The 19,527-nt window shown below is 72.3% G+C and carries 12 protein-coding genes; 11 read left to right on the plus strand and 1 reads right to left on the minus strand.

The annotated features are described in order from the left end of the window. Positions 1-50 precede the first annotated feature (50 nt). Complete coding sequence (gabT, locus tag ACFVIM_RS20090; RefSeq protein WP_384303015.1) at positions 51-1,385, minus strand: 4-aminobutyrate--2-oxoglutarate transaminase; 1,335 nt, start codon at positions 1,383-1,385, stop codon at positions 51-53. Between the two features lie 300 nt (positions 1,386-1,685). On the opposite strand from gabT, the gene ACFVIM_RS20095 reads away from it, so the two are divergent. The 11 genes from ACFVIM_RS20095 to ACFVIM_RS20145 all read left to right on the plus strand — a co-directional run bounded on the left by ACFVIM_RS20095 (position 1,686) and on the right by ACFVIM_RS20145 (position 19,447). Beyond that, entirely contained in the window at positions 1,686-3,860 is a 2,175-nt protein-coding gene (locus ACFVIM_RS20095) for an ATP-binding protein (RefSeq protein ID WP_384303017.1), read from the plus strand. A 252-nt stretch (positions 3,861-4,112) separates the two neighbouring features. Then, the gene (locus ACFVIM_RS20100; protein WP_384303019.1) at positions 4,113-5,675 is read left to right on the plus strand and encodes a PucR family transcriptional regulator; all 1,563 of its coding nucleotides are present in this window, start codon (positions 4,113-4,115) and stop codon (positions 5,673-5,675) included. Between the two features lie 329 nt (positions 5,676-6,004). Then, the gene (locus tag ACFVIM_RS20105; protein ID WP_384303021.1) at positions 6,005-6,985 is read left to right on the plus strand and encodes an EamA family transporter; all 981 of its coding nucleotides are present in this window, start codon (positions 6,005-6,007) and stop codon (positions 6,983-6,985) included. Positions 6,986-7,199: 214 nt separating this feature from the next. Next, entirely contained in the window at positions 7,200-8,645 is a 1,446-nt protein-coding gene (locus tag ACFVIM_RS20110) for an aldehyde dehydrogenase family protein (RefSeq protein ID WP_384303023.1), read from the plus strand. Between the two features lie 935 nt (positions 8,646-9,580). After that, positions 9,581-11,527 (plus strand): acyl-CoA dehydrogenase family protein, encoded by a 1,947-nt coding sequence (locus ACFVIM_RS20115; RefSeq protein WP_384303025.1) that lies wholly within the window; start codon positions 9,581-9,583, stop codon positions 11,525-11,527. 147 nt (positions 11,528-11,674) lie between these two features. Continuing rightward, positions 11,675-12,925, plus strand: a complete 1,251-nt coding sequence (gene dxr, locus ACFVIM_RS20120; protein WP_384303027.1) for a 1-deoxy-D-xylulose-5-phosphate reductoisomerase — start codon at positions 11,675-11,677, stop codon at positions 12,923-12,925. After that, the gene (locus tag ACFVIM_RS20125; protein WP_384303029.1) at positions 12,922-14,223 is read left to right on the plus strand and encodes a M50 family metallopeptidase; all 1,302 of its coding nucleotides are present in this window, start codon (positions 12,922-12,924) and stop codon (positions 14,221-14,223) included. Before dxr ends, ACFVIM_RS20125 begins: the two co-directional genes overlap by 4 nt. 487 nt (positions 14,224-14,710) lie before the next feature. Continuing rightward, positions 14,711-15,865, plus strand: coding sequence for a flavodoxin-dependent (E)-4-hydroxy-3-methylbut-2-enyl-diphosphate synthase (gene ispG / locus ACFVIM_RS20130; RefSeq protein WP_384303031.1), 1,155 nt, complete (start codon positions 14,711-14,713; stop codon positions 15,863-15,865). Positions 15,866-16,063: 198 nt separating this feature from the next. Continuing rightward, entirely contained in the window at positions 16,064-16,906 is an 843-nt protein-coding gene (locus ACFVIM_RS20135; RefSeq protein ID WP_384303037.1) for a GNAT family N-acetyltransferase, read from the plus strand. Between the two features lie 218 nt (positions 16,907-17,124). After that, positions 17,125-17,673, plus strand: coding sequence for a GNAT family N-acetyltransferase (locus tag ACFVIM_RS20140; RefSeq protein WP_384303033.1), 549 nt, complete (start codon positions 17,125-17,127; stop codon positions 17,671-17,673). A 70-nt stretch (positions 17,674-17,743) separates the two neighbouring features. Further along, positions 17,744-19,447 (plus strand): proline--tRNA ligase, encoded by a 1,704-nt coding sequence (locus ACFVIM_RS20145; RefSeq protein ID WP_384303035.1) that lies wholly within the window; start codon positions 17,744-17,746, stop codon positions 19,445-19,447. Positions 19,448-19,527 lie beyond the last annotated feature (80 nt).

Genomic DNA, 19,527 nt, shown 5'->3' on the forward strand with positions numbered 1-19,527 from the left:
GGTGCGGTACGGGTGCGAGATCCCGGCGTCAGGGCCCGGCGGGTCGGGGGTCAGATCGCGGCGAACGCCTGCTCGATGATGTCCAGGCCCTCGGCGAGCAGCTCCTCGCCGATCACCAGCGGCGGCAGGAAGCGCAGCACATTGCCGTAGGTGCCGCAGGTCAGGACCAGCAGACCCGCCGCGTGGCACGCCTTGGCCAGCGCGGCGGCCGCGGCGGCGTTCGGCTCCTTCGTCGCGCGGTCCGTGACCAGCTCGATCGCGATCATGGCGCCCCGGCCCCGGATGTCGCCGATGATGTCGTACTTCTCGGCCATCGCGGTCAGCCGGGCCTTCATGACCTCCTCGATCCGCTTCGCCTTGGCGTTGAGGTCGAGCTCCTTCATGGTCTCGATGGCCCCGAGGGCGCCCGCGCAGGCCACCGGGTTACCCCCGTACGTACCGCCGAGACCGCCCGCGTGGGCCGCGTCCATGATCTCCGCGCGGCCGGTCACCGCCGCCAGCGGCAGACCGCCCGCGATGCCCTTGGCGGTGGTGATCAGGTCCGGGACGACACCCTCGTCCTCGCAGGCGAACCACTGGCCGGTACGGCAGAAGCCGGACTGGATCTCGTCCGCGACGAAGACGATCCCGTTCTCCTTGGCGAAGGCCGCGATGGCCGGGAGGAAGCCCTTGGCGGGCTCGATGAAGCCGCCCTCGCCGAGGAGCGGCTCGATGATGATCGCGGCGACGTTCTCGGCCCCGATCTGCTTGGTGATCTGGTCGATCGCCTGGGCGGAGGCCTCGGCACCGGCGTTCTCGGCACCCGTGGGCCAGCGGTAGCCGTACGCCACCGGCACGCGGTAGACCTCGGGCGCGAACGGGCCGAAGCCCTGCTTGTACGGCATGTTCTTCGCCGTCAGCGCCATGGTCAGGTTGGTGCGGCCGTGGTAGCCGTGGTCGAAGACGACGACGGCCTGGCGCTTGGTGTGGGCGCGGGCGATCTTCACCGCGTTCTCGACGGCCTCGGCGCCGGAGTTGAAGAGCGCCGACTTCTTGGCGTGGTCACCGGGGGTCAGCTCGGCCAGCGCCTCGGCGACGGCCACATAACCCTCGTACGGCGTCACCATGAAGCAGGTGTGGGTGAAGTCGGCGAGCTGCGCCGACGCCTTGCGGACCACGGCCTCGGCACTGGCGCCGACGCTGGTCACGGCGATGCCGGAACCGAAGTCGATCAGCCGGTTGCCGTCGACGTCCTCGATGATCCCGCCCCCGGCGCGCGCGGTGAACACGGGCAGTACGGACCCCACACCCCCGGCGACCACGGCGGTGCGGCGAGCCTGGAGCTCGATCGACTTGGGCCCGGGGATGGCGGTGACGAGGCGGCGCTCCTGCGGGATCGCGGTCATGAGGGGCTCCTGGGTGTTCTGGGGCGTTCGGGGTTCTGCGCGGACGCGGTGGTGTGACTTCCTCCGCAGGCTAGGGGTGGGGGAGGGGGACGGGCATGCGCCGTTCGGGAGTGGTGGGGGTGTGTCGTTGTCCTTGCCGGACATAGGCGGCGAGGGGGCCGCCCGTGTCGGAACCACCAGGAAGCCGTCGTCGAACGGTGAACTCCCCAGACAGGGGGACTAGATTGATGATTCGCGCAGGCAGGAGTTGTCAGGCCCGGGGGCGGAGGCTTCCCGGCGGGCCAGGGGTGAAGAGGCGGCATGGATACAGAGGGCACCTACGACGCACACGGCACCCGGTTCGGTGAGGTGCCGCGTCCCGCCGGGGCGCCACCCCAGCCGTCCCGCCCGCCCATGCCCCAGCCGCCGACCGCTTCGCCGGCGTCGGCCCTGCCACCCCGCCCGGCCCACGCCCCCCTGGCCGGCCCCTCCCTCGGGGACTGGCTGCGGGTACGGAGGCCGGATACGCCGCCTGGAGTCTGGCGGTACGGCCATGTGCCCCGGCCTGCCGAGGAACCCGATCGCGTGCCCGGGGCCAGCCTGCTCAGCGGAGCGGTGATCTCGTTTTTGGCGATGGTGCTGCTCTGGTCGCTCTACATCAACTACTACATCCCTTACTGGCTGGACCCGCTCTACTGGACGAGCGCCCTGGTCAAGCTCTCCGACGACGCCGTGATCAAGGGCATCATCGGCCGGACCATCGACTTCGCCCTCATCGTGGGCTTCGTCGTCTTCTTCGCCCGGCTCGGCCGATGGGCCGAGGTGATCCGGCGATATGTCCTGGCCCCCTTCAAGCGAGCCGCCAACCCGAGGGAGGGGCGACCCCTCGCCCCCATCGAACCGGGCTCACCGGCGGATCCCGCCCTCTGGCCCGAGCTCCGCGCCCTGGGCCACACGGCGCTCGCCGACCGGCTCGCCGACGAGGTGAGGTCCGGACGGATGAACGACGTCGATTACACCCGTATCCGGCAGGAGTGGGGCGCCGTCGAGACCGACCCGTCCCGGCTGGCGGGCTTCACGGACAGCGTCCTCACCGACGGCGCCGCCGCCTTCGCCCACCCCTCGGGGACACGTGACCTCACCGCCCGCACCGCGCGGCACGACCTTCTCGCCCATCAGGTCAGGATCGGCACGGCGGCCGACGGCTCCCGCAACCCCTACCCCCGCCGCACCACCGGTCTCGCCCTCGAACCCGCCCTGCTCGGTACGTCGCTGCTCGCCGTCGGGCCCTCCGGCTGCGGCAAGAGCGTCCGGCTGGTGCGGCCCGTGGTGGAGTCGATGTGTCTGCTGGCGCTCGCCGGGCGGGCCGCCGTCGTCGTGGTCGGCGGGGAGGGGGCGCGGCTGGCGCCCGACGACGCGTTCGACCTGGTACTCGCGGTGGGCCGGGACGAGGGGCATGATCTGGACCTCTACGGCGGCTCCGACGACCCCGACGAGGCGGCGCGGATACTCGCCGAGGCCCTGGTGGGGGATCTCGCCGCCACGCTGCCCGGCGGGGACAGCCGACGGGCCGCGCTGGCACTGGCGCAGCTGATCGGTCCGTACCGCCGGGTCCACGGACGCTTCCCGGCCGTGCCGGAGCTGCGGGAACTCCTCGGCGGCTCCCCGGGCGCGCTGGCCGCGCTGCGGGAGGAGCTGGAGGCGGCGGGCGGACCGGAGGCGGCCGGACAGCTGAGGGAGCTGGACGCCCGGGAACGCCAGGCGGCCCGTGCCGACGATGTCGGCGTGCTGCTGTCGGAGCGGATCAGCTTCCTGGACCGGCCCGCCTTCGCGCGCTCCTTCCGTACGGACGGCGGCGGCCGTGCCTTCTCGCTGCGGTCCATCGAGCACCCGGTGCGGGTCCGGGTGGATCTGCCCGAGCGCGGTCACGCCGAGGCGTCCCGGATCGTGGCGCGGCTGCTGCTGGCCCAGTTCGCGGAGGCGGCGCTCGGCCGCGCCGACCGGTCGCTCTTCGCCGCGCTGGTCCTGGACGACGCCGCGCACACGGTCACGGCCGACTCGGTCCGCTCGCTGCAGCGGCTGCGGTCGGCCAACGCCGGGGTGGTGCTCGCCCTGCGCACCCTGGAGGATGTGCCGGAGCCGCTGCGCGGCCCGCTGCTCGGGGCGGTGGGCTGCCGGATGGCCTTCGCCGGTCTGGGGCCCTGGGACGGCAACCACTTCGCCGAGGCCTGGGGCACCGAGTGGGTCCAGACCCGCGATGTCACCAACCGGCAGATCATCTCGGACGAGCCGCTCACCAAGGCCATGCATCTGATGCGCAGGCTCGCCACGGGCAAGGCCGTCACCTCGGAGGCGGTTACGGTCCGTGAGGTCGAGCGCGCCCGCTGGTCCGCCTCGGACCTGACCCACGCCGTGCCGCCAGGGCACGCGGTGCTGTCGCTGACGAGTGTGCGGGGCGACCATGTGCCACCGCTGCTGGTGGATCTGCGCACCTGACCGGAGCGGAGGGGTGGGGCCGCGCCCCGCGAGCCCGACCGGGCCCTCGCGGCGGGGCCCCGCGACCGACTGTGCGTCCCGCGCCTCCCGCGAGGCACCCGCGCGACCAAAAACCCCACAAGGGACAGATCCAAACCCGCCCCTCCACCCTGACGGTCTGGCAGAATCGACCTGCACCGTTCATACGCGGCGGCGAAAACACCCTCTTCTCCGCCCCCTCCCCACCACACCGCCCAGGTCTCTGAAGGTCCGATGCCGCCCACCCTCGCCTCCCTCGTCCAGCACTCCGCGCTCAAGCTCACCGTGTGCGCTGGAGAGGACCGGCTGGAGACGCCCGTGCGCTGGGCGCACGCCAGTGAGCTGGCCGATCCCGTCCCGTATATGGAGGGCGGTGAGCTGCTGCTGGTCACCGCCATGACGCTGGAGGTCGAGGACCGCGAGGCCATGCGGCGCTATGTGCGGCGGCTGGCGGACGCCGGGGTCGTCGGGCTGGGCTTCGGGGTGGGGGTGTACTACGACGAGGTGCCCGAGGCGCTGGCCGAGGCGGCCCGGGAGGCCGATTTCCCGCTGCTGGCGGTGCCCCGCCGCACCCCGTTCCTCGCCATCAGCAAGGCGGTCTCGGCGGCCATCGCGGCCGACCAGTACCGAGCCGTGCGGGCCGGTTTCGAGGTCCAGCGGGAGCTGACCCGCGCCGCGCTCGCCGAGGGCCCCGCCGCGCTGGTCGCCAAGCTGGCGGCGCACATCAAGGGCTGGGCCGCGCTCTATGACGCCTCCGGCGCGGTCGTGGCCGCGTCTCCGGAGTGGGCCGCGCGCCGGGCGGCCCGGCTCACCGCCGACGTGGAGCGGCTGCGGGAGCGGACCGCGCCCGCGAGCGCGGTCGTCGGCGACACCGGCGACGACCGGGTGGAGCTCCAGTCGCTGGGCACCGGACGCCGGGTGCGGGGCGCGCTCGCGGTCGGTACGGGGGCGCCGCTGGGCACCGCCGAGCGGTACGCGGTGCACTCCGCCGTGGCCCTGCTCACCCTCGCCACCGAACGTTCCCGTTCCCTCCAGAGCGCTGAGGCCCGCCTCGGCGCGGCCGTGCTGAGGATGCTGCTGTCGGGCCAGCCCGACCACGCCCGCGCGGTCGCGGGTGACCTGTACGGCACGCTGCTGGACATGCCCTACCGGCTGCTGATCGCCGAGCCCCTCGGCCCGGCCGTGGAGGACGGCCCGGCCGCGCTCACGGCGCTCGCCGAGTCGCTGGAGTCGGCGGCTTCCCGGTCCGGCGAGTCCGTCCTCGTGGTCGGTGAGACCGAGGAGCGGCTGGTGGTGCTCGCCGCCGACGGGGGAGCGGTCGTCACCACCGTCCTGGCCGCGTTCGCCGCCAAGGAGGCCGAGGAGACCGCGATCACCGTGGGTCTGTCCGCCCCGACCGGCCCGATCGCGGCGGCGGGCGCCTACAAGCAGGCGGAGCAGGCCCTGTCGGTCGCCCGCCGCCGGGGCCGTGCCCTGGTCGAGCACGAGGAACTGGCCGCCGGGTCGATCCTCCCGCTCCTCGCTGACGACGCCGTGCGGGCCTTCGCCGACGGCATGCTGCGCGCGCTGTACGAACACGACGCCACCGGCCGTGGTGATCTCGTCGCCTCGCTGCGGGCCTGGCTCTCCCGCCATGGCCAGTGGGACGCGGCGGCGGCCGACCTCGGGGTGCACCGCCATACGCTGCGCTACCGCATGCGCCGGGTGGAGGAGATCCTCGGCCGTTCCCTGGAGGACCCGGACGTGCGGATGGAACTGTGGCTCGCGCTGAAGACGACGGCGAGTTCGGCGGAGTAGGAGCCGGTCCCGCTCCGGTGGTCACCGGGGCGCCGTCCCCGAGTGAGGGCCGGCCGCCGGGTCACCGCCCGGCGGATGACCACTGACCTGCCTGGCGGTGACCCGTGGCCGCCCCGGAGACCCCGGAGACCCCAGAGACCCCACGCTCCCGACGGCCACCGTACGCAGCGCATACCGCGACCCCCCCCACCCTCACCGTGTTTTCTCCCGCCCCCCTGCCCGAACTCGGGCAGGAATCTTGTCGTACCAGCCCTCCGGTCCTTAATCTCTCGTCGATCTCGGTGGTGGGGCCGTACCCCGCCGCCGTCCGGTGACCCCGAGAAGGACCGATGACACCGCGCCGCGCCACCGCACCCGCCCAGCCGCCCCCGACACCACGCCGGCCCACGGGTGCCGGACTCCCGGTCTCCGACCCGCCCGGCCGCCGGATCACCGGCGCGGTCTGGGCCGCCCTCGCCATCGTGTACGTCGTGTGGGGCTCGACCTATCTCGGGATCGCGATCACCGTCGAGACCATGCCGCCGTTCCTGTCGGCGGGCGCGCGTTTCGTGTGCGCGGGACTCATCCTGGCCGCCCTCGTCGCATGGCGGCAGGGCGCCGCGGCGCTGCGTGTCACCCGCGCCCAGCTGCTCTCCGCCGCCCTGGTGGGGCTGCTGCTCCTGCTCGGCGGCAACGCGCTGGTCGTGCTCGCCGAGACCGCCATCCCCTCCGGGCTCGCGGCGCTGCTGGTCGCGATCGTGCCCGCCTGGGTGGTCGTGCTCCGCCGTGTCTTCGGCGAACGGCCGGGCGCCGGTGCGTACGGAGGTGTCGCGCTGGGCCTGGTGGGGCTGGCGGTGCTCACCCTGCCGGGCCTCAGCGGGGACATCCGGCTCTGGGGCGTCCTCATCGTGATCGCCGCGACCGTGAGCTGGTCGGTGGGGTCCTTCTTCTCGTCCCGGATCCCGATGCCCGCCAACCCGTTCGCGGCCAGCGCGTACGAGATGGTCGCGGGCGGCATCGGCTGCGCCCTGATCGGCCTCGGCCGGGGCGAGCAGCGCGGCTTCCGGCTCGACGACGTCTCCACGGCGTCCTGGGTCGCCCTCGCCTATCTGGTGCTGTTCGGCTCGGTGGTGGCCTTCACCGCCTACGCCTGGCTGCTGCACTCGGCGCCGCTGTCGCTGGTGGCGACCTACGCCTACGTCAACCCGGTCGTGGCGGTCCTGCTGGGCTCACTCGTGCTGGGCGAGCAGCTGACCTGGCCGATCGCGGTGGGCGGCGCCGTCGTGGTCGCGGGGGTCTGTCTGATCGTGTCGACGGAACGCCGGGGCTGAGGGGTACGTACGGGAGAACCGCGCCCGCCCCCACCCTCGACCCGCACGCCTCGCTGGGCGAGACCCCTTCACGACACCGAGGCACCCCCGTCGGCGTGCCAAAGCGTCAGAGAAGGCCCCGGGCACCACTCCACCCCGGATAAACGCCAGGGGTGGTGCGCGGTCCTACGGTGGGGGCAGACAGCCACCCCCTCTACCGCGGAAGGGCCGGGACATGACCTCCACCCACGCCTTCTGGCTCGCCGGCCGCCAGGCCACCGGCGAGACCACCTTCGACGTCACCAACTCGTGGGACGGACGTCTCGTCGGCACGGTCTCCGTGCCCACCGACGCCCAGGTCGAGGAGGCCGTGGCCGCGGCGTACGCGGTACGAGAGGAGTTCGCGGCCACCCCGGCGCACGTACGGGCCGCCGCGCTCGACCACGTCTCCCGGCGGCTCGCCGAGCGGACCGAGGAGATCGCCCAGGTGATCTCGGCGGAGAACGGCAAGCCGATCAAGTGGGCCCGGGGCGAGGTCGGCCGGGCCGTCTCGGTCTTCCGGTTCGCGGCGGAGGAGGCCCGCCGGTTCAACGGGGGCGAGGCGCAGCGGCTCGACACGGACGCCGGCGGCACCGGGCGCCTCGCGCTGACCCGCCGGATCCCCCGCGGCGTCGTCCTCGGCATCGCGCCCTTCAACTTCCCGCTGAACCTCAGCGCCCACAAGGTCGCCCCGGCCATCGCCGTCGGCGCGCCGATCATCCTCAAGCCCGCGCCCGCCACGCCGATCTCGTCGCTGATCCTCGGCGAACTGCTCGCCGAGACGGAGCTGCCGGCCGGTTCCTGGTCCGTCCTGCCCGTGCCGAACGACCGGATGCCCGCCCTCGTCCAGGACGAGCGCCTTCCGGTGATCTCCTTCACCGGCTCCGGTCCGGTCGGCTACGCGATCCTCGACTCGGTCCCGCGCAAGCACTGCACCCTGGAACTGGGCGGCAACGGCGCCGCGGTCGTCCTCGACGACTGGTCCTCCGAGCAGGACCTGGAGTGGGCCGCCAGCCGCATCGCCACCTTCTCCAACTACCAGGGCGGCCAGTCCTGCATCTCGGTGCAGCGGGTGATCGCCGACGCGACGCTGTACGAGCGGCTGGTGCCCAAGATCGTCGCGGCGGTCGAGGCCCAGGTGACGGGCGACCCGTCGGACGCGTCCACCGATGTCGGCCCGCTGGTCAGCGAGGACGCCGCGAAGCGGGTGGAGTCCTGGGTGGACGAGGCCGTCGCGGCCGGTGCCACCCTGCTCACCGGCGGCAAGCGGGACGGCGCCACCTACGCGCCGACCGTCCTCGCCGACGTCCCCCCGAACGTCACCATCGCCTGCGAGGAGGTCTTCGGACCGGTCCTCACCGTGAGCCGGGTGGAGGGCGAGACGGAGGCGTTCGCCGCCGTCAACGACTCGCCGTACGGTCTCCAGGCGGGCGTCTTCACCCACGACGTCCAGACGGCGTTCCGCGCCCACCGGGCGCTGGAGGTCGGTGGAGTGATCATCGGCGATGTGCCCTCCTACCGCGCCGACCAGATGCCCTACGGCGGAGCCAAGCAGTCCGGCGTCGGCCGCGAGGGCGTCGCCTACGCGATGGCCGACTACACCTACGAGCGCGTCCTGGTCCTGACCGGGCTGGCGCTGTAGTTTTTTGCGGTTCTTCGCCTCCGGGGCGCTTTAGTCGAGATTCTCGCGTCCGACGTGCTCGATCGCTCGTTCCTCGCGATCTCCGCGCGACGGCCGTGAGAACTCGACGCGCCCCTTTGGCTCAGAACCGACCTCGGGTAGGTCGAGTCCTCACACGGAGCTACTCACCGGCAGAGGCCCTTGAGTGAATCCGGTGGCGAAACTCCCTCGGGGAGTCCGGGGGTGGGCGTTCTTCGCACGTCGACAACGGTCACGGTCGCACCCGCCGGTACCGACGCAGCCGGGCTCCGGTGGCACGTTCGGGGGGTGCAGGGTCGCCCCCGCAGGGAGGGGCGGCGAGCCGGGTCTCGCGGGACGAGTGACGTCTCATCCGCCGCTCCCGAGGAGATGAGCCCGGAGGCCACCGAACCCGGCAGCCGTAGGACAGCGGCAGCGACAGGCAGCGCCCCGGCCCGTCACGGTCACACCGGCCGGCACCACCGCAGCCGGGGGGCAGGGGGCACGTTCGGGGGGTGCAGGGTCGCCCCCGCAGGGAGTGGCGGGGCAAGCAGGTCTCGCGGAACACGGGCGTCTCGTCCGCCGCTCCCGAGGAGGTGAGCCCGGAGGCCACCGAATCCCGCAGACGAACGGCGGCGGCAGCGAGAACACGCACCCGCCCGCACGGGCGGGCAGCACCCAGCCGCGCGGGTGGAGCGACGGCCCCGCCCGCACGGGCAGCCCCCCACCCCCAGCGCGCCGCCCGGCGAGCCCCCGTTCCCCCGAGCGCCCCACGGGACTGGTGCGCCCTCCCCGGATCAGGTACTACGGACGAGTAGCACCGGCCCGGGCCGCCCGGCCCACCAGCCCCACCCACCCCGTGGCGCGCTCCCCGTGGCCGGTCCCCCGACGGGCGCTCCGAAACGCCCGCGCACCCGACTCGCGGTGAGGTGAACCTCATGACCGCACCACTGGAGAAGGACCGGCCCCCGAAGGTCAGCGAGCGGGAGGCCCGGCAGGTCGCCGAGGCAGCCCGGGAGAGTGACTGGCGGCGGCCGAGCTTCGCGAAGGAGCTCTTCCTCGGACGGTTCCGGCTCGATCTGATCCATCCGCATCCGCTGCCGTCCGGCGAGGACACCCGGCGGGGCGAGGAGTTCCTGGGCCGGCTCCGCGCGTTCTGTGAGACCCGGATCGACGGCGCGCTGATCGAGCGCGAGGCCCGGATCCCGGATGACGTCATCGACGGGCTGCGGGAACTCGGCGCGCTCGGGATGAAGATCGACACGAAGTACGGCGGCCTGGGGCTCACCCAGGTCTACTACAACCGGGCCCTCGCCCTCGTCGGGTCGGTCAGCCCGGCCGTGGGGGCGCTGCTCTCCGCGCACCAGTCGATCGGGGTGCCGCAGCCGCTGAAGCTGTTCGGCACCCAGGAGCAGCGGGACCGCTTCCTGCCCCGGCTGGCCCGGCATGACATCTCGGCGTTCCTCCTCACCGAGCCGGACGTGGGGTCCGACCCGGCCCGCCTGGCGACCACGGCGGTACCGGACGGGGACGGGTACGTCCTCGACGGCGTCAAGCTGTGGACCACCAACGGGGTGGTCGCCGATCTGCTGGTCGTCATGGCCCGGGTCCCCGCCTCCGAGGGCCATCCGGGCGGCATCACGGCCTTCGTGGTGGAGGCCGCGAGCGAGGGGATCACCGTCGAGCACCGCAACGCCTTCATGGGGCTGCGCGGGCTGGAGAACGGTGTGACCCGCTTCCACCGGGTCCGGGTCCCCGCCGACCAGCGGATCGGGCCGGAGGGCGCCGGGCTCAAGATCGCGCTGACCACGCTCAACACCGGCCGTCTGTCGCTGCCCGCGATGTGCGCGGGAGCGGGGAAGTGGTGTCTGAGGGTCGCCCGTGAGTGGTCGGCCGCGCGGGAGCAGTGGGGCAAGCCGATCGCGCGCCATGAGGCGATCGGGGCGAAGATCTCCTTCATCGCGGCCACCACGTTCGCGCTGGAGGCGGTGCTCGACCTCTCCTCCCAGCTCGCCGACGAGGAACGCAACGACATCCGGATCGAGGCGGCGCTGGCGAAGCTCTACGGTTCCGAGATGGCCTGGCGGATGGCGGACGACCTGGTCCAGATCCGGGGCGGCCGGGGCTATGAGACGGCCGATTCGCTCGCCGCGCGGGGCGAGCGCGCCATCCCGGCCGAGCAGATGCTGCGCGATCTGCGGATCAACCGGATCTTCGAGGGCTCGACCGAGATCATGCACCTGCTGATCGCCCGGGAGGCCGTCGACGCGCATCTGTCGGTGGCGGGCGATCTGATCGACCCGGAGAAGTCACTGGGGGACAAGGCGAAGGCGGGGGCGCAGGCCACCGCGTTCTACGCCCGCTGGCTGCCCCGGCTGGTGACGGGCCCGGGGCAGCTCCCCCGTACGTACGCGGAGTTCCACCCTCCAGGGCATGCCGATCTCGCCGCCCATCTGCGCGCGGTGGAGCGTTCCTCGCGCAGGCTCGCCCGGGCCATGTTCGCCGCGATGGCCCGCTGGCAGGGGCGGATGGAGACCAAACAGGGCTTCCTGGGCCGGGTGGTGGACATCGGGGCGGAGCTGTTCGCGATGAGCGCCGCGTGTGTGCGCGCGGAGCTGATCCGTACCGAGGGGGAACACGGCAGGGAGGCGTACCAGCTCGCCGACGCGTTCTGCCGCCAGTCCCGGCTGCGGGTGGAGGAGCTGTTCGGCCGGCTCTGGTCGAACACGGACGACGTCGACGGCAGGGTCGTACGGGGCGTTCTCTCCGGCCGCTACACCTGGCTGGAGGAGGGCATCGTCGACCTCGGCGGGCCGGGCGTCTGGATCGCCGACACCACTCCGGGCCCCACCACCAAGGAGAACGTCCACCGCCCGATCCCCTGACCCCCGGCGGAGGACGCCGCGCCAGGCCCCGATACCCCCGTTCCCTCTGGGACTCCCGGGCCTCCTGAGTCCATCCATCCTCCCTACGCGCCCGTGCGCGGGGGACGCACTGTCCGCCGGGCTCCCGGGTACGGCCACAATGGGGGGATGAGCGACAGCCCATCTCCCCTCGCCGACCCGCATACCGTCTTCGACCCCATGGACGGACGCCGGGACATCGTGGTCCTCGGCGCCACCGGGTCCATCGGCACCCAGGCCATCGACCTCGTCCTGCGCCACCCCGACCGCTTCCGCGTCACCGGGCTCTCCGCCGCGGGCGGGCGGGTCGGGCTCCTCGCCGAGCAGGCGCGCAGGCTCAGGGTGGAGACGGTCGCCGTCGCCCGTGCGGACGCCGTTCCGGCGCTGCGTGAGGCGCTCGACGCGGAGTACGGCTCCGAGCGGCGCCCCGAGATCCTGGCGGGGCCGGACGCGGCCACCGAACTGGCGGCCTCGAAGTGCCACACCGTGCTCAACGGCATCACGGGTTCCATCGGCCTGGCCCCCACGCTCGCCGCGCTCTCCGCCGGGCGGACCCTGGCGCTGGCGAACAAGGAGTCGCTCATCGTCGGCGGGCCGCTGGTGAAGGAGCTGGCCGCGCCGGGGCAGATCATCCCGGTCGACTCGGAGCACGCGGCGCTCTTCCAGGCGCTGGCCTCCGGGACCCGGGCGGATGTGCGCAAGCTGGTGGTCACCGCCTCCGGCGGCCCCTTCCGCGGCCGTACCCGGCAGGAGCTGGCCCAGGTCACCCCGGAGGACGCGCTGGCCCATCCCACCTGGGCGATGGGCCCGGTGATCACGGTGAACAGCGCCACGCTGGTCAACAAGGGCCTGGAGGTGATCGAGGCGCACCTCCTCTACGACATCCCGTTCGACCGGATCGAGGTCGTCGTCCACCCCCAGTCGTACGTTCACTCGATGGTGGAGTTCATGGACGGTTCGACGATCGCCCAGGCCACCCCGCCGGATATGCGCGGCCCGATCGCGGTGGGCATCGGCTGGCCCGGCCGGATCCCGGACGCCGCTCCCGCCTTCGACTGGTCGACGGCCTCGACGTGGGAGTTCTTCCCGCTGGACACCGAGGCGTTCCCCTCGGTCGACCTGGCCAGACGGGTGGGCGGGCTGGGAGGCACGGCCCCGGCGGTCTTCAACGCGGCGAACGAGGAGTGCGTCGACGCGTTCCTCGCCGGACGGCTGCCGTTCAACGGGATCATGGACACGGTCACCCAGGTGGTCACCGAGCACGGCAGCCCGGACGGCGGAACTCCGCTGACCGTGCCGGACGTCCTGGAAGCGGAGAGCTGGGCGCGGGCGAGGGCCCGTGAGCTGGCGGCGAAGTCGACCGCGGAGGCGCGCGCATGACGCTGTTGTTGACCATCCTCGGCATCGCGCTCTTCGCCGTGGGGCTGCTCCTGTCGATCGCCTGGCACGAACTGGGCCATCTGTCGACGGCCAAGCTCTTCGGCATCCGGGTCCCGCAGTACATGGTGGGCTTCGGGCCGACGCTGTGGTCGCGCAAGCGGGGCGAGACGGAGTACGGGATCAAGGCGATCCCCGCCGGTGGCTACATCCGGATGATCGGGATGTTCCCGCCGGGCGCCGACGGCCGGATCGAGGCCCGGTCCACCTCGCCCTGGCGCGGCATGATCGAGGACGCCCGCACGGCGGCGTACGAGGAGTTGGAGCCGGGCGACGAGAAGCGGCTGTTCTACACGCGCAAGCCGTGGAAGCGCGTGATCGTGATGTTCGCCGGGCCGTTTATGAACCTGATCCTGGCGGTCGCGATCTTCCTGGGCATCTCGATGACCTTCGGCTTCGCGACGCAGACCACCGAGGTCGCCGGGGTGCAGAAGTGCGTGATCGCGCAGAGCGAGAAGCGCGACCAGTGCGCGGCCGGTGACAAGACCGCGCCCGCGCAGGCGGCGGGCCTGCGGGCCGGGGACAAGATCGTCGCGTTCGACGGCAAGCCGGTCGACGACTGGTCCACCCTCTCCGGACTGATCCGCGACACCATCGGCCCGGCGTCCATCACGGTGGAGCGCGACGGCGCCACCCAGGTGCTCCAGGCCGACCTGATCAAGAACACGGTGGCCGCCAAGGACTCCGACGGCGAGGTCATCCCGGAGAAGTACGTGGCGGCGGGCTATCTCGGCTTCGCGGCCAAGACGGAGATCCTCCCGCTCTCCTTCCCCCAGTCCGTGGACCGCATGGGCGACATGATGGAGAACGGGGTGGAGTCGATCATCGCCCTCCCGGCCAAGGTCCCCGATCTGTGGAACGCGGCCTTCGGTGACGGAGAGCGCAAGGACGACTCCCCGGTGGGTGTCGTCGGCGCGGCCCGGATCAGCGGTGAGGTGATGAACCTCGACGCTCCGACGCAGAACATCATCGCGACGTTCCTGATGCTGCTCGCGGGCTTCAACCTCTCGCTCTTCCTCTTCAATATGCTGCCGCTGCTGCCCCTGGACGGCGGCCATATCGCGGGCGCCCTGTGGGAGTCGGTCCGCCGGAACGTGGCCCGTCTCTTCCGCCGCCCCGACCCGGGCCCCTTCGATGTCGCCAAGCTGATGCCGGTCGCCTATGTGGTGGCGGGGATCTTCATCTGCTTCACCCTGCTGGTGCTGGTCGCGGACATCGTGAACCCGGTCAAGATCAGTTAGCGGGAGGTGCGGAGACGGCGGGGCCGGGTGCGCGAGGGCGGCCCGGCCCCGGGCGTATCCGCGGGGCCGGAACCGGCGGGCCCCGGCCCCCGGGAGCGGGTGCCCGTAGCCACGGGCCGGAACCGGCGTGTGGATGAGCGCTCCGCGCCCCGCGCGGGGGGTTTGCGCCCCCGGCCTACCGACCGGCCCGCGTACCTCTCGGTAATCTGGCCGAATCCCGATGTTTGAATGCCGGGCAGCGACTCTCAGGGCCTCGCACACCCCCCCTCCGACCAGCGATGACATCACGGCGACGGCCGATTCCCCGGGCCGTCGCACCGCTTTTGCGGCGGCCGGAGGCAAGCGCACCCCACTGCTCCTTTTGTGAATCTTTTGTGGCTCTCTCCCGCCTCGCAATGTGCTTGTCGTAACCCCTGTGCCGTAACCTCGACTCCCTGGAGCCCGCCGATTTCGGGACCTCGATCCACACCTTGGGGTTGCACAGCAGATGACCGCCATTTCTCTCGGTATGCCGTCCGTTCCGACCAAGCTCGCCGACCGTCGGGTCAGCCGGAAGATCCAGGTCGGGTCGGTGGCGGTGGGCGGAGACGCGCCCGTGTCGGTGCAGTCGATGACCACCACGCGGACCTCGGACATCGGTGCGACCCTTCAGCAGATCGCGGAGCTGACGGCCTCCGGCTGCCAGATCGTGCGCGTCGCCTGCCCGACCCAGGACGACGCCGACGCGCTCTCGGTCATCGCTCGCAAGTCGCAGATCCCGGTCATCGCGGACATCCACTTCCAGCCGAAGTACGTGTTCGCGGCGATCGACGCGGGCTGCGCGGCGGTCCGGGTCAACCCGGGCAACATCAAGCAGTTCGACGACAAGGTCAAGGAGATCGCGAAGGCGGCCGGGGAGACCAGCACCCCCATCCGCATCGGCGTCAACGCGGGCTCCCTCGACGCGCGGCTGCTGCGCAAGTACGGCAAGGCCACGCCGGAGGCCCTGGTGGAGTCGGCGCTGTGGGAGGCGTCCCTCTTCGAGGAGCACGGCTTCCGCGACATCAAGATCTCGGTCAAGCACAACGACCCGGTCGTGATGGTCAACGCCTACCGCCAGCTCGCGGCCCAGTGCGACTACCCGCTCCACCTCGGTGTCACCGAGGCGGGCCCGGCCTTCCAGGGCACCATCAAGTCCGCCGTCGCCTTCGGCGCCCTGCTCAGCGAGGGCATCGGCGACACCATCCGGGTCTCCCTCTCCGCGCCGCCCGCCGAGGAGGTCAAGGTCGGCATCCAGATCCTGGAGTCGCTCAACCTGCGCCAGCGGCGGCTGGAGATCGTCTCCTGTCCCTCCTGCGGCCGGGCCCAGGTCGATGTCTACAAGCTCGCCGACGAGGTCACCGCGGGCCTTGAGGGCATGGAGGTCCCGCTCCGGGTCGCCGTCATGGGCTGTGTCGTCAACGGTCCGGGCGAGGCCCGCGAGGCCGACCTCGGGGTGGCCTCCGGCAACGGCAAGGGGCAGATCTTCGTCAAGGGCGAGGTCATCAAGACCGTGCCCGAGGCCAAGATCGTGGAGACCCTGATCGAGGAGGCCATGAAGATCGCCGAGGAGATGGAGGCCAACGGCATCACCTCCGGTGAGCCCCAGGTCTCCATCTCCTGACGCCCGGCCCGGCCCCGGCGCCCCACGCCGCCCGGCCCCTGACCAGCGGGCCCCGGGTACCACCGCCTCCGGTGGTACCCGGGGCCTCGTCATGCCCTCTCCACGCCCTCTTCGGGGGCGGCTGGGCGCTCGGCACCCGGCGGGTCCGCCAGGTACAGTGCGGAGATCAGCAGACCGTATGGTGAGGCCCCCCACGTGTTGACGCAGACCACCACCCGGGTCCTCGATCCCGGTGACCTCGGCGCGGCGCTCGCCGTCCTGGAGAGCGACCCCGTGGCGAACGCCTTCGTCACCTCCCGGGTCCAGGCCGCCGGGCTCGACCCCTGGCGCCTCGGCGGCGAGATGTGGGGCTGGTACGCCGGCGGACGACTGCGCTCGCTCTGCTACTCCGGCGCCAATCTCGTCCCCATCTGCGCCACTCCCGACGCCGTCCGCGCCTTCGCCGACCGCGCCCGGCGCACCGGCCGCCGCTGCTCCTCGATCGTCGGCCCGGCCGAGGCCACCGCGCCGCTGTGGCGGCTGCTCGAACCGGCCTGGGGGCCCGCCCGCGACGTACGCCCCCACCAGCCCCTCATGGTCACCGACCGGCTCCCCGACGCCATCGACCCCGATCCGCTGGTCCGCCGCATCCGCAGGGACGAGATGGACATGATCATGCCGGCGTGCGTGGCGATGTTCACCGAGGAGGTCGGCGTCTCACCGATGGTGGGGGACGGCGGGCTGCTCTACCAGGCGCGGGTCGCCGAACTCGTCGGCGCGGGCCGTTCCTTCGCGCGGATCGAGGACGGGCGGGTCGTCTTCAAAGCCGAGATCGGCGCGGCGACGGCCCGCGCGTGCCAGATCCAGGGAGTCTGGGTCGACCCGGAGTTCCGGGGGCGCGGATTCTCCGTGACGGGCATGGCGGCGGTGCTGCGGTACGCGCTGGAGGACGTCGCGCCCGTGGTCAGTCTGTACGTGAACGACTACAACGCCCCCGCGCGCGCCTCCTACCGGCGGGTCGGCTTCCAGGAGACCGGCGCCTTCATGAGCGTCCTGTTCTGAGCCCGCAGCCCCGTCGGCGGAGTCGGGCACGCCGCCCGCGCGGACGGGCAACACACGGCCGGGCCGGACCCGGAGCGCGCCGGGCCGATGGAACCGGCGGAACGGCCCCGCGCGGACAGAACGCGCCGCACGGACTGCCGGAACGGGCGTGACGGACGGGACGGAGGGAGCCACACGGGGAAGACGGGCCCGTGAGACCGGGCGAGTAGGGTTCCCGCATGGTCGCCCTCCCCGACGTCGTGGTCACGCGTATCGACCTCTCCGCCCGTATCGACGAAGCCCTCGCCGTCCAGGCCCTGGCCTTCGGCCTCACCCCCGAGGAGGTCGAGGTCCGACGCCATATCGTCCACCGCCATCTGCTCCAGCCCGGCGCCCGCGCCCTCGGCGCTCTCACCGCCGACGACCGGCTCGTGGGCTTTGTCTACGGGATGCCCAACAGCCGCACCCACTGGTGGTCCACCGTCGTCGAGCCCTATCTGCGCCGTACCGACAGCGACACCTGGCTGGACGACTCCTTCGTGATCACCGAGCTGCATGTCCTCCCCGTCTTCCAGGGCCATGGCATCGGGCGCTCGCTGATCACCACGCTCACCGACGGCGCGGAGGAGCCGCGCTCGATCCTCTCCGCGATCGACAGGGAGTCCCCGGCCCGCAGGCTCTACCGGGACCTCGGCTACCAGGACCTGGCCCGCCGGGTCCACTTCCCGAGCGCGGCCAGTCCCTACGCCGTGATGGGCGCCCCGCTCCCGCTGCCCCGCGCCCGGTGAATTTCCGCCCTCCCCCCGCGCCCGGCTAACCTTCCTAGCCATCACCTTTTCTTGACGCAGGAGATTTCCCATGGCAGCCCAGGTCCAGCGCATGTCCCGTCTGATGGTCAAGACATTGCGTGACGACCCTGCGGACGCGGAGACGCTCAGCCACAAACTGCTGGTGCGCGCCGGTTACGTCCGGCGCAACGCGGCCGGCATCTGGTCCTGGCTGCCGCTCGGCAAGAAGGTCCTGGAGAACGTCACGCGGGTGGTCCGCGAGGAGATGGACGCCATCGGCGCCCAGGAGGTGCTGCTGCCCGCGGTGCTCCCCAAGGAGCCGTACGAGGCGACCGGGCGCTGGGAGGAGTACGGCGCCGAGCTGTTCCGGCTCAAGGACCGCAAGGGCGCCGACTACCTCCTCGGCCCCACCCACGAGGAGATCTTCACCCAGCTGGTCAAGGACCAGTGCACGTCCTACAAGGACCTGCCGGTGATCCTCTACCAGATCCAGACCAAGTACCGCGACGAGGCCCGGCCCCGCTCCGGCATCCTGCGCGGCCGTGAGTTCCAGATGAAGGACTCGTACTCCTTCGACACCACGGACGAGGGTCTCGCCGCGTCGTACGCGCTCCACCGCGAGGCGTACATCGCGATCTTCCAGCGGCTCGGTCTCGACCACCGGATCGTCTCGGCGGTCTCCGGCGCGATGGGCGGCTCGGCCTCCGAGGAGTTCCTGGCCCCGGCCGCGGCCGGGGAGGACACCTTCGTGGACTGCCCCGCCTGTGACTACGCCGCCAACACCGAGGCCGTCACCTTCACCGCCGCCGTCGCCACCGAGGCGTCCCACCCGGCGCTGGAGGAGATCGACACCCCGGACACCCCGACCATCGAGACCCTCGCCGCCCACCTCGGTGTCCCGGCCTCCGCCACCCTGAAGAACCTGCTGGTCAAGGTCGACGGTGAGATCGTCGCCGTCGGTGTGCCCGGTGACCGCGAGGTCGACCTCGGCAAGCTCGCCGACCACCTCGCCCCCGCCGAGGTGGAACTGGTCACCGCCGAGGACTTCACCGACCGCCCCGACCTGGTGCGCGGCTACGTCGGCCCGCAGGGTCTGGCGAAGGTCCGCTATCTCGCCGACCCCCGGGTCGCCGCGGGCACCTCCTGGATCACCGGCGCGAACACGGAGGGCGTCCACGCCCGCAACGTGGTCGTGGGCCGCGACTTCGAGGTCGACGCGTATGTGGACACCGTCGTGGTCGAGGACGGCGACCCGTGCCCGGCCTGCGGTACGGGCCTCAAGCTCGACCGCGCGATCGAGATCGGCCACATCTTCCAGCTGGGCCGCAAGTACGCCGACGCCTTCCAGCTCGATGTCCTCGACCAGAACGGCAAGCCCGCCCGGGTGACGATGGGCTCCTACGGCATCGGTGTCTCCCGTGCCGTCGCCGCCCTCGCCGAGCAGACCGCCGACGACAAGGGCCTGTGCTGGCCGCGGGAGATCGCCCCGGCCGACGTCCATGTCGTGGCGGCGGGCAAGGCGCTCCAGACCGAGCTGGCGCTCCAGGTCTCCGACGAGCTGGCGGCGGCCGGGCTGCGGGTGCTGGTGGACGAGCGGCCCGGGGTCTCCCCGGGCGTGAAGTTCACGGACGCGGAGCTGCTGGGCGTGCCGTGGATCCTGGTCGCGGGCCGCCGTTCCGCCGACGGTGTGGTGGAGCTGAAGGACCGCCGTACCGGTGAGCGCGAGGAGCTGCCGGTGGCGGAGGCCGTCGAGCGGCTGCGCGCCACCCTCTGAGACGGCTCCCGGCACGGCCGTACGGAGTCGATGACCGGCTGACACAGGGGCCCGCCCAGGAGCGTCCGACGCTCCTGGGC

Origin of the sequence: Streptomyces sp. NPDC057638, assembly GCF_042800315.1 — a bacterium.
In the GTDB taxonomy this organism is placed as follows: Bacteria; Actinomycetota; Actinomycetes; order Streptomycetales; family Streptomycetaceae; genus Streptomyces.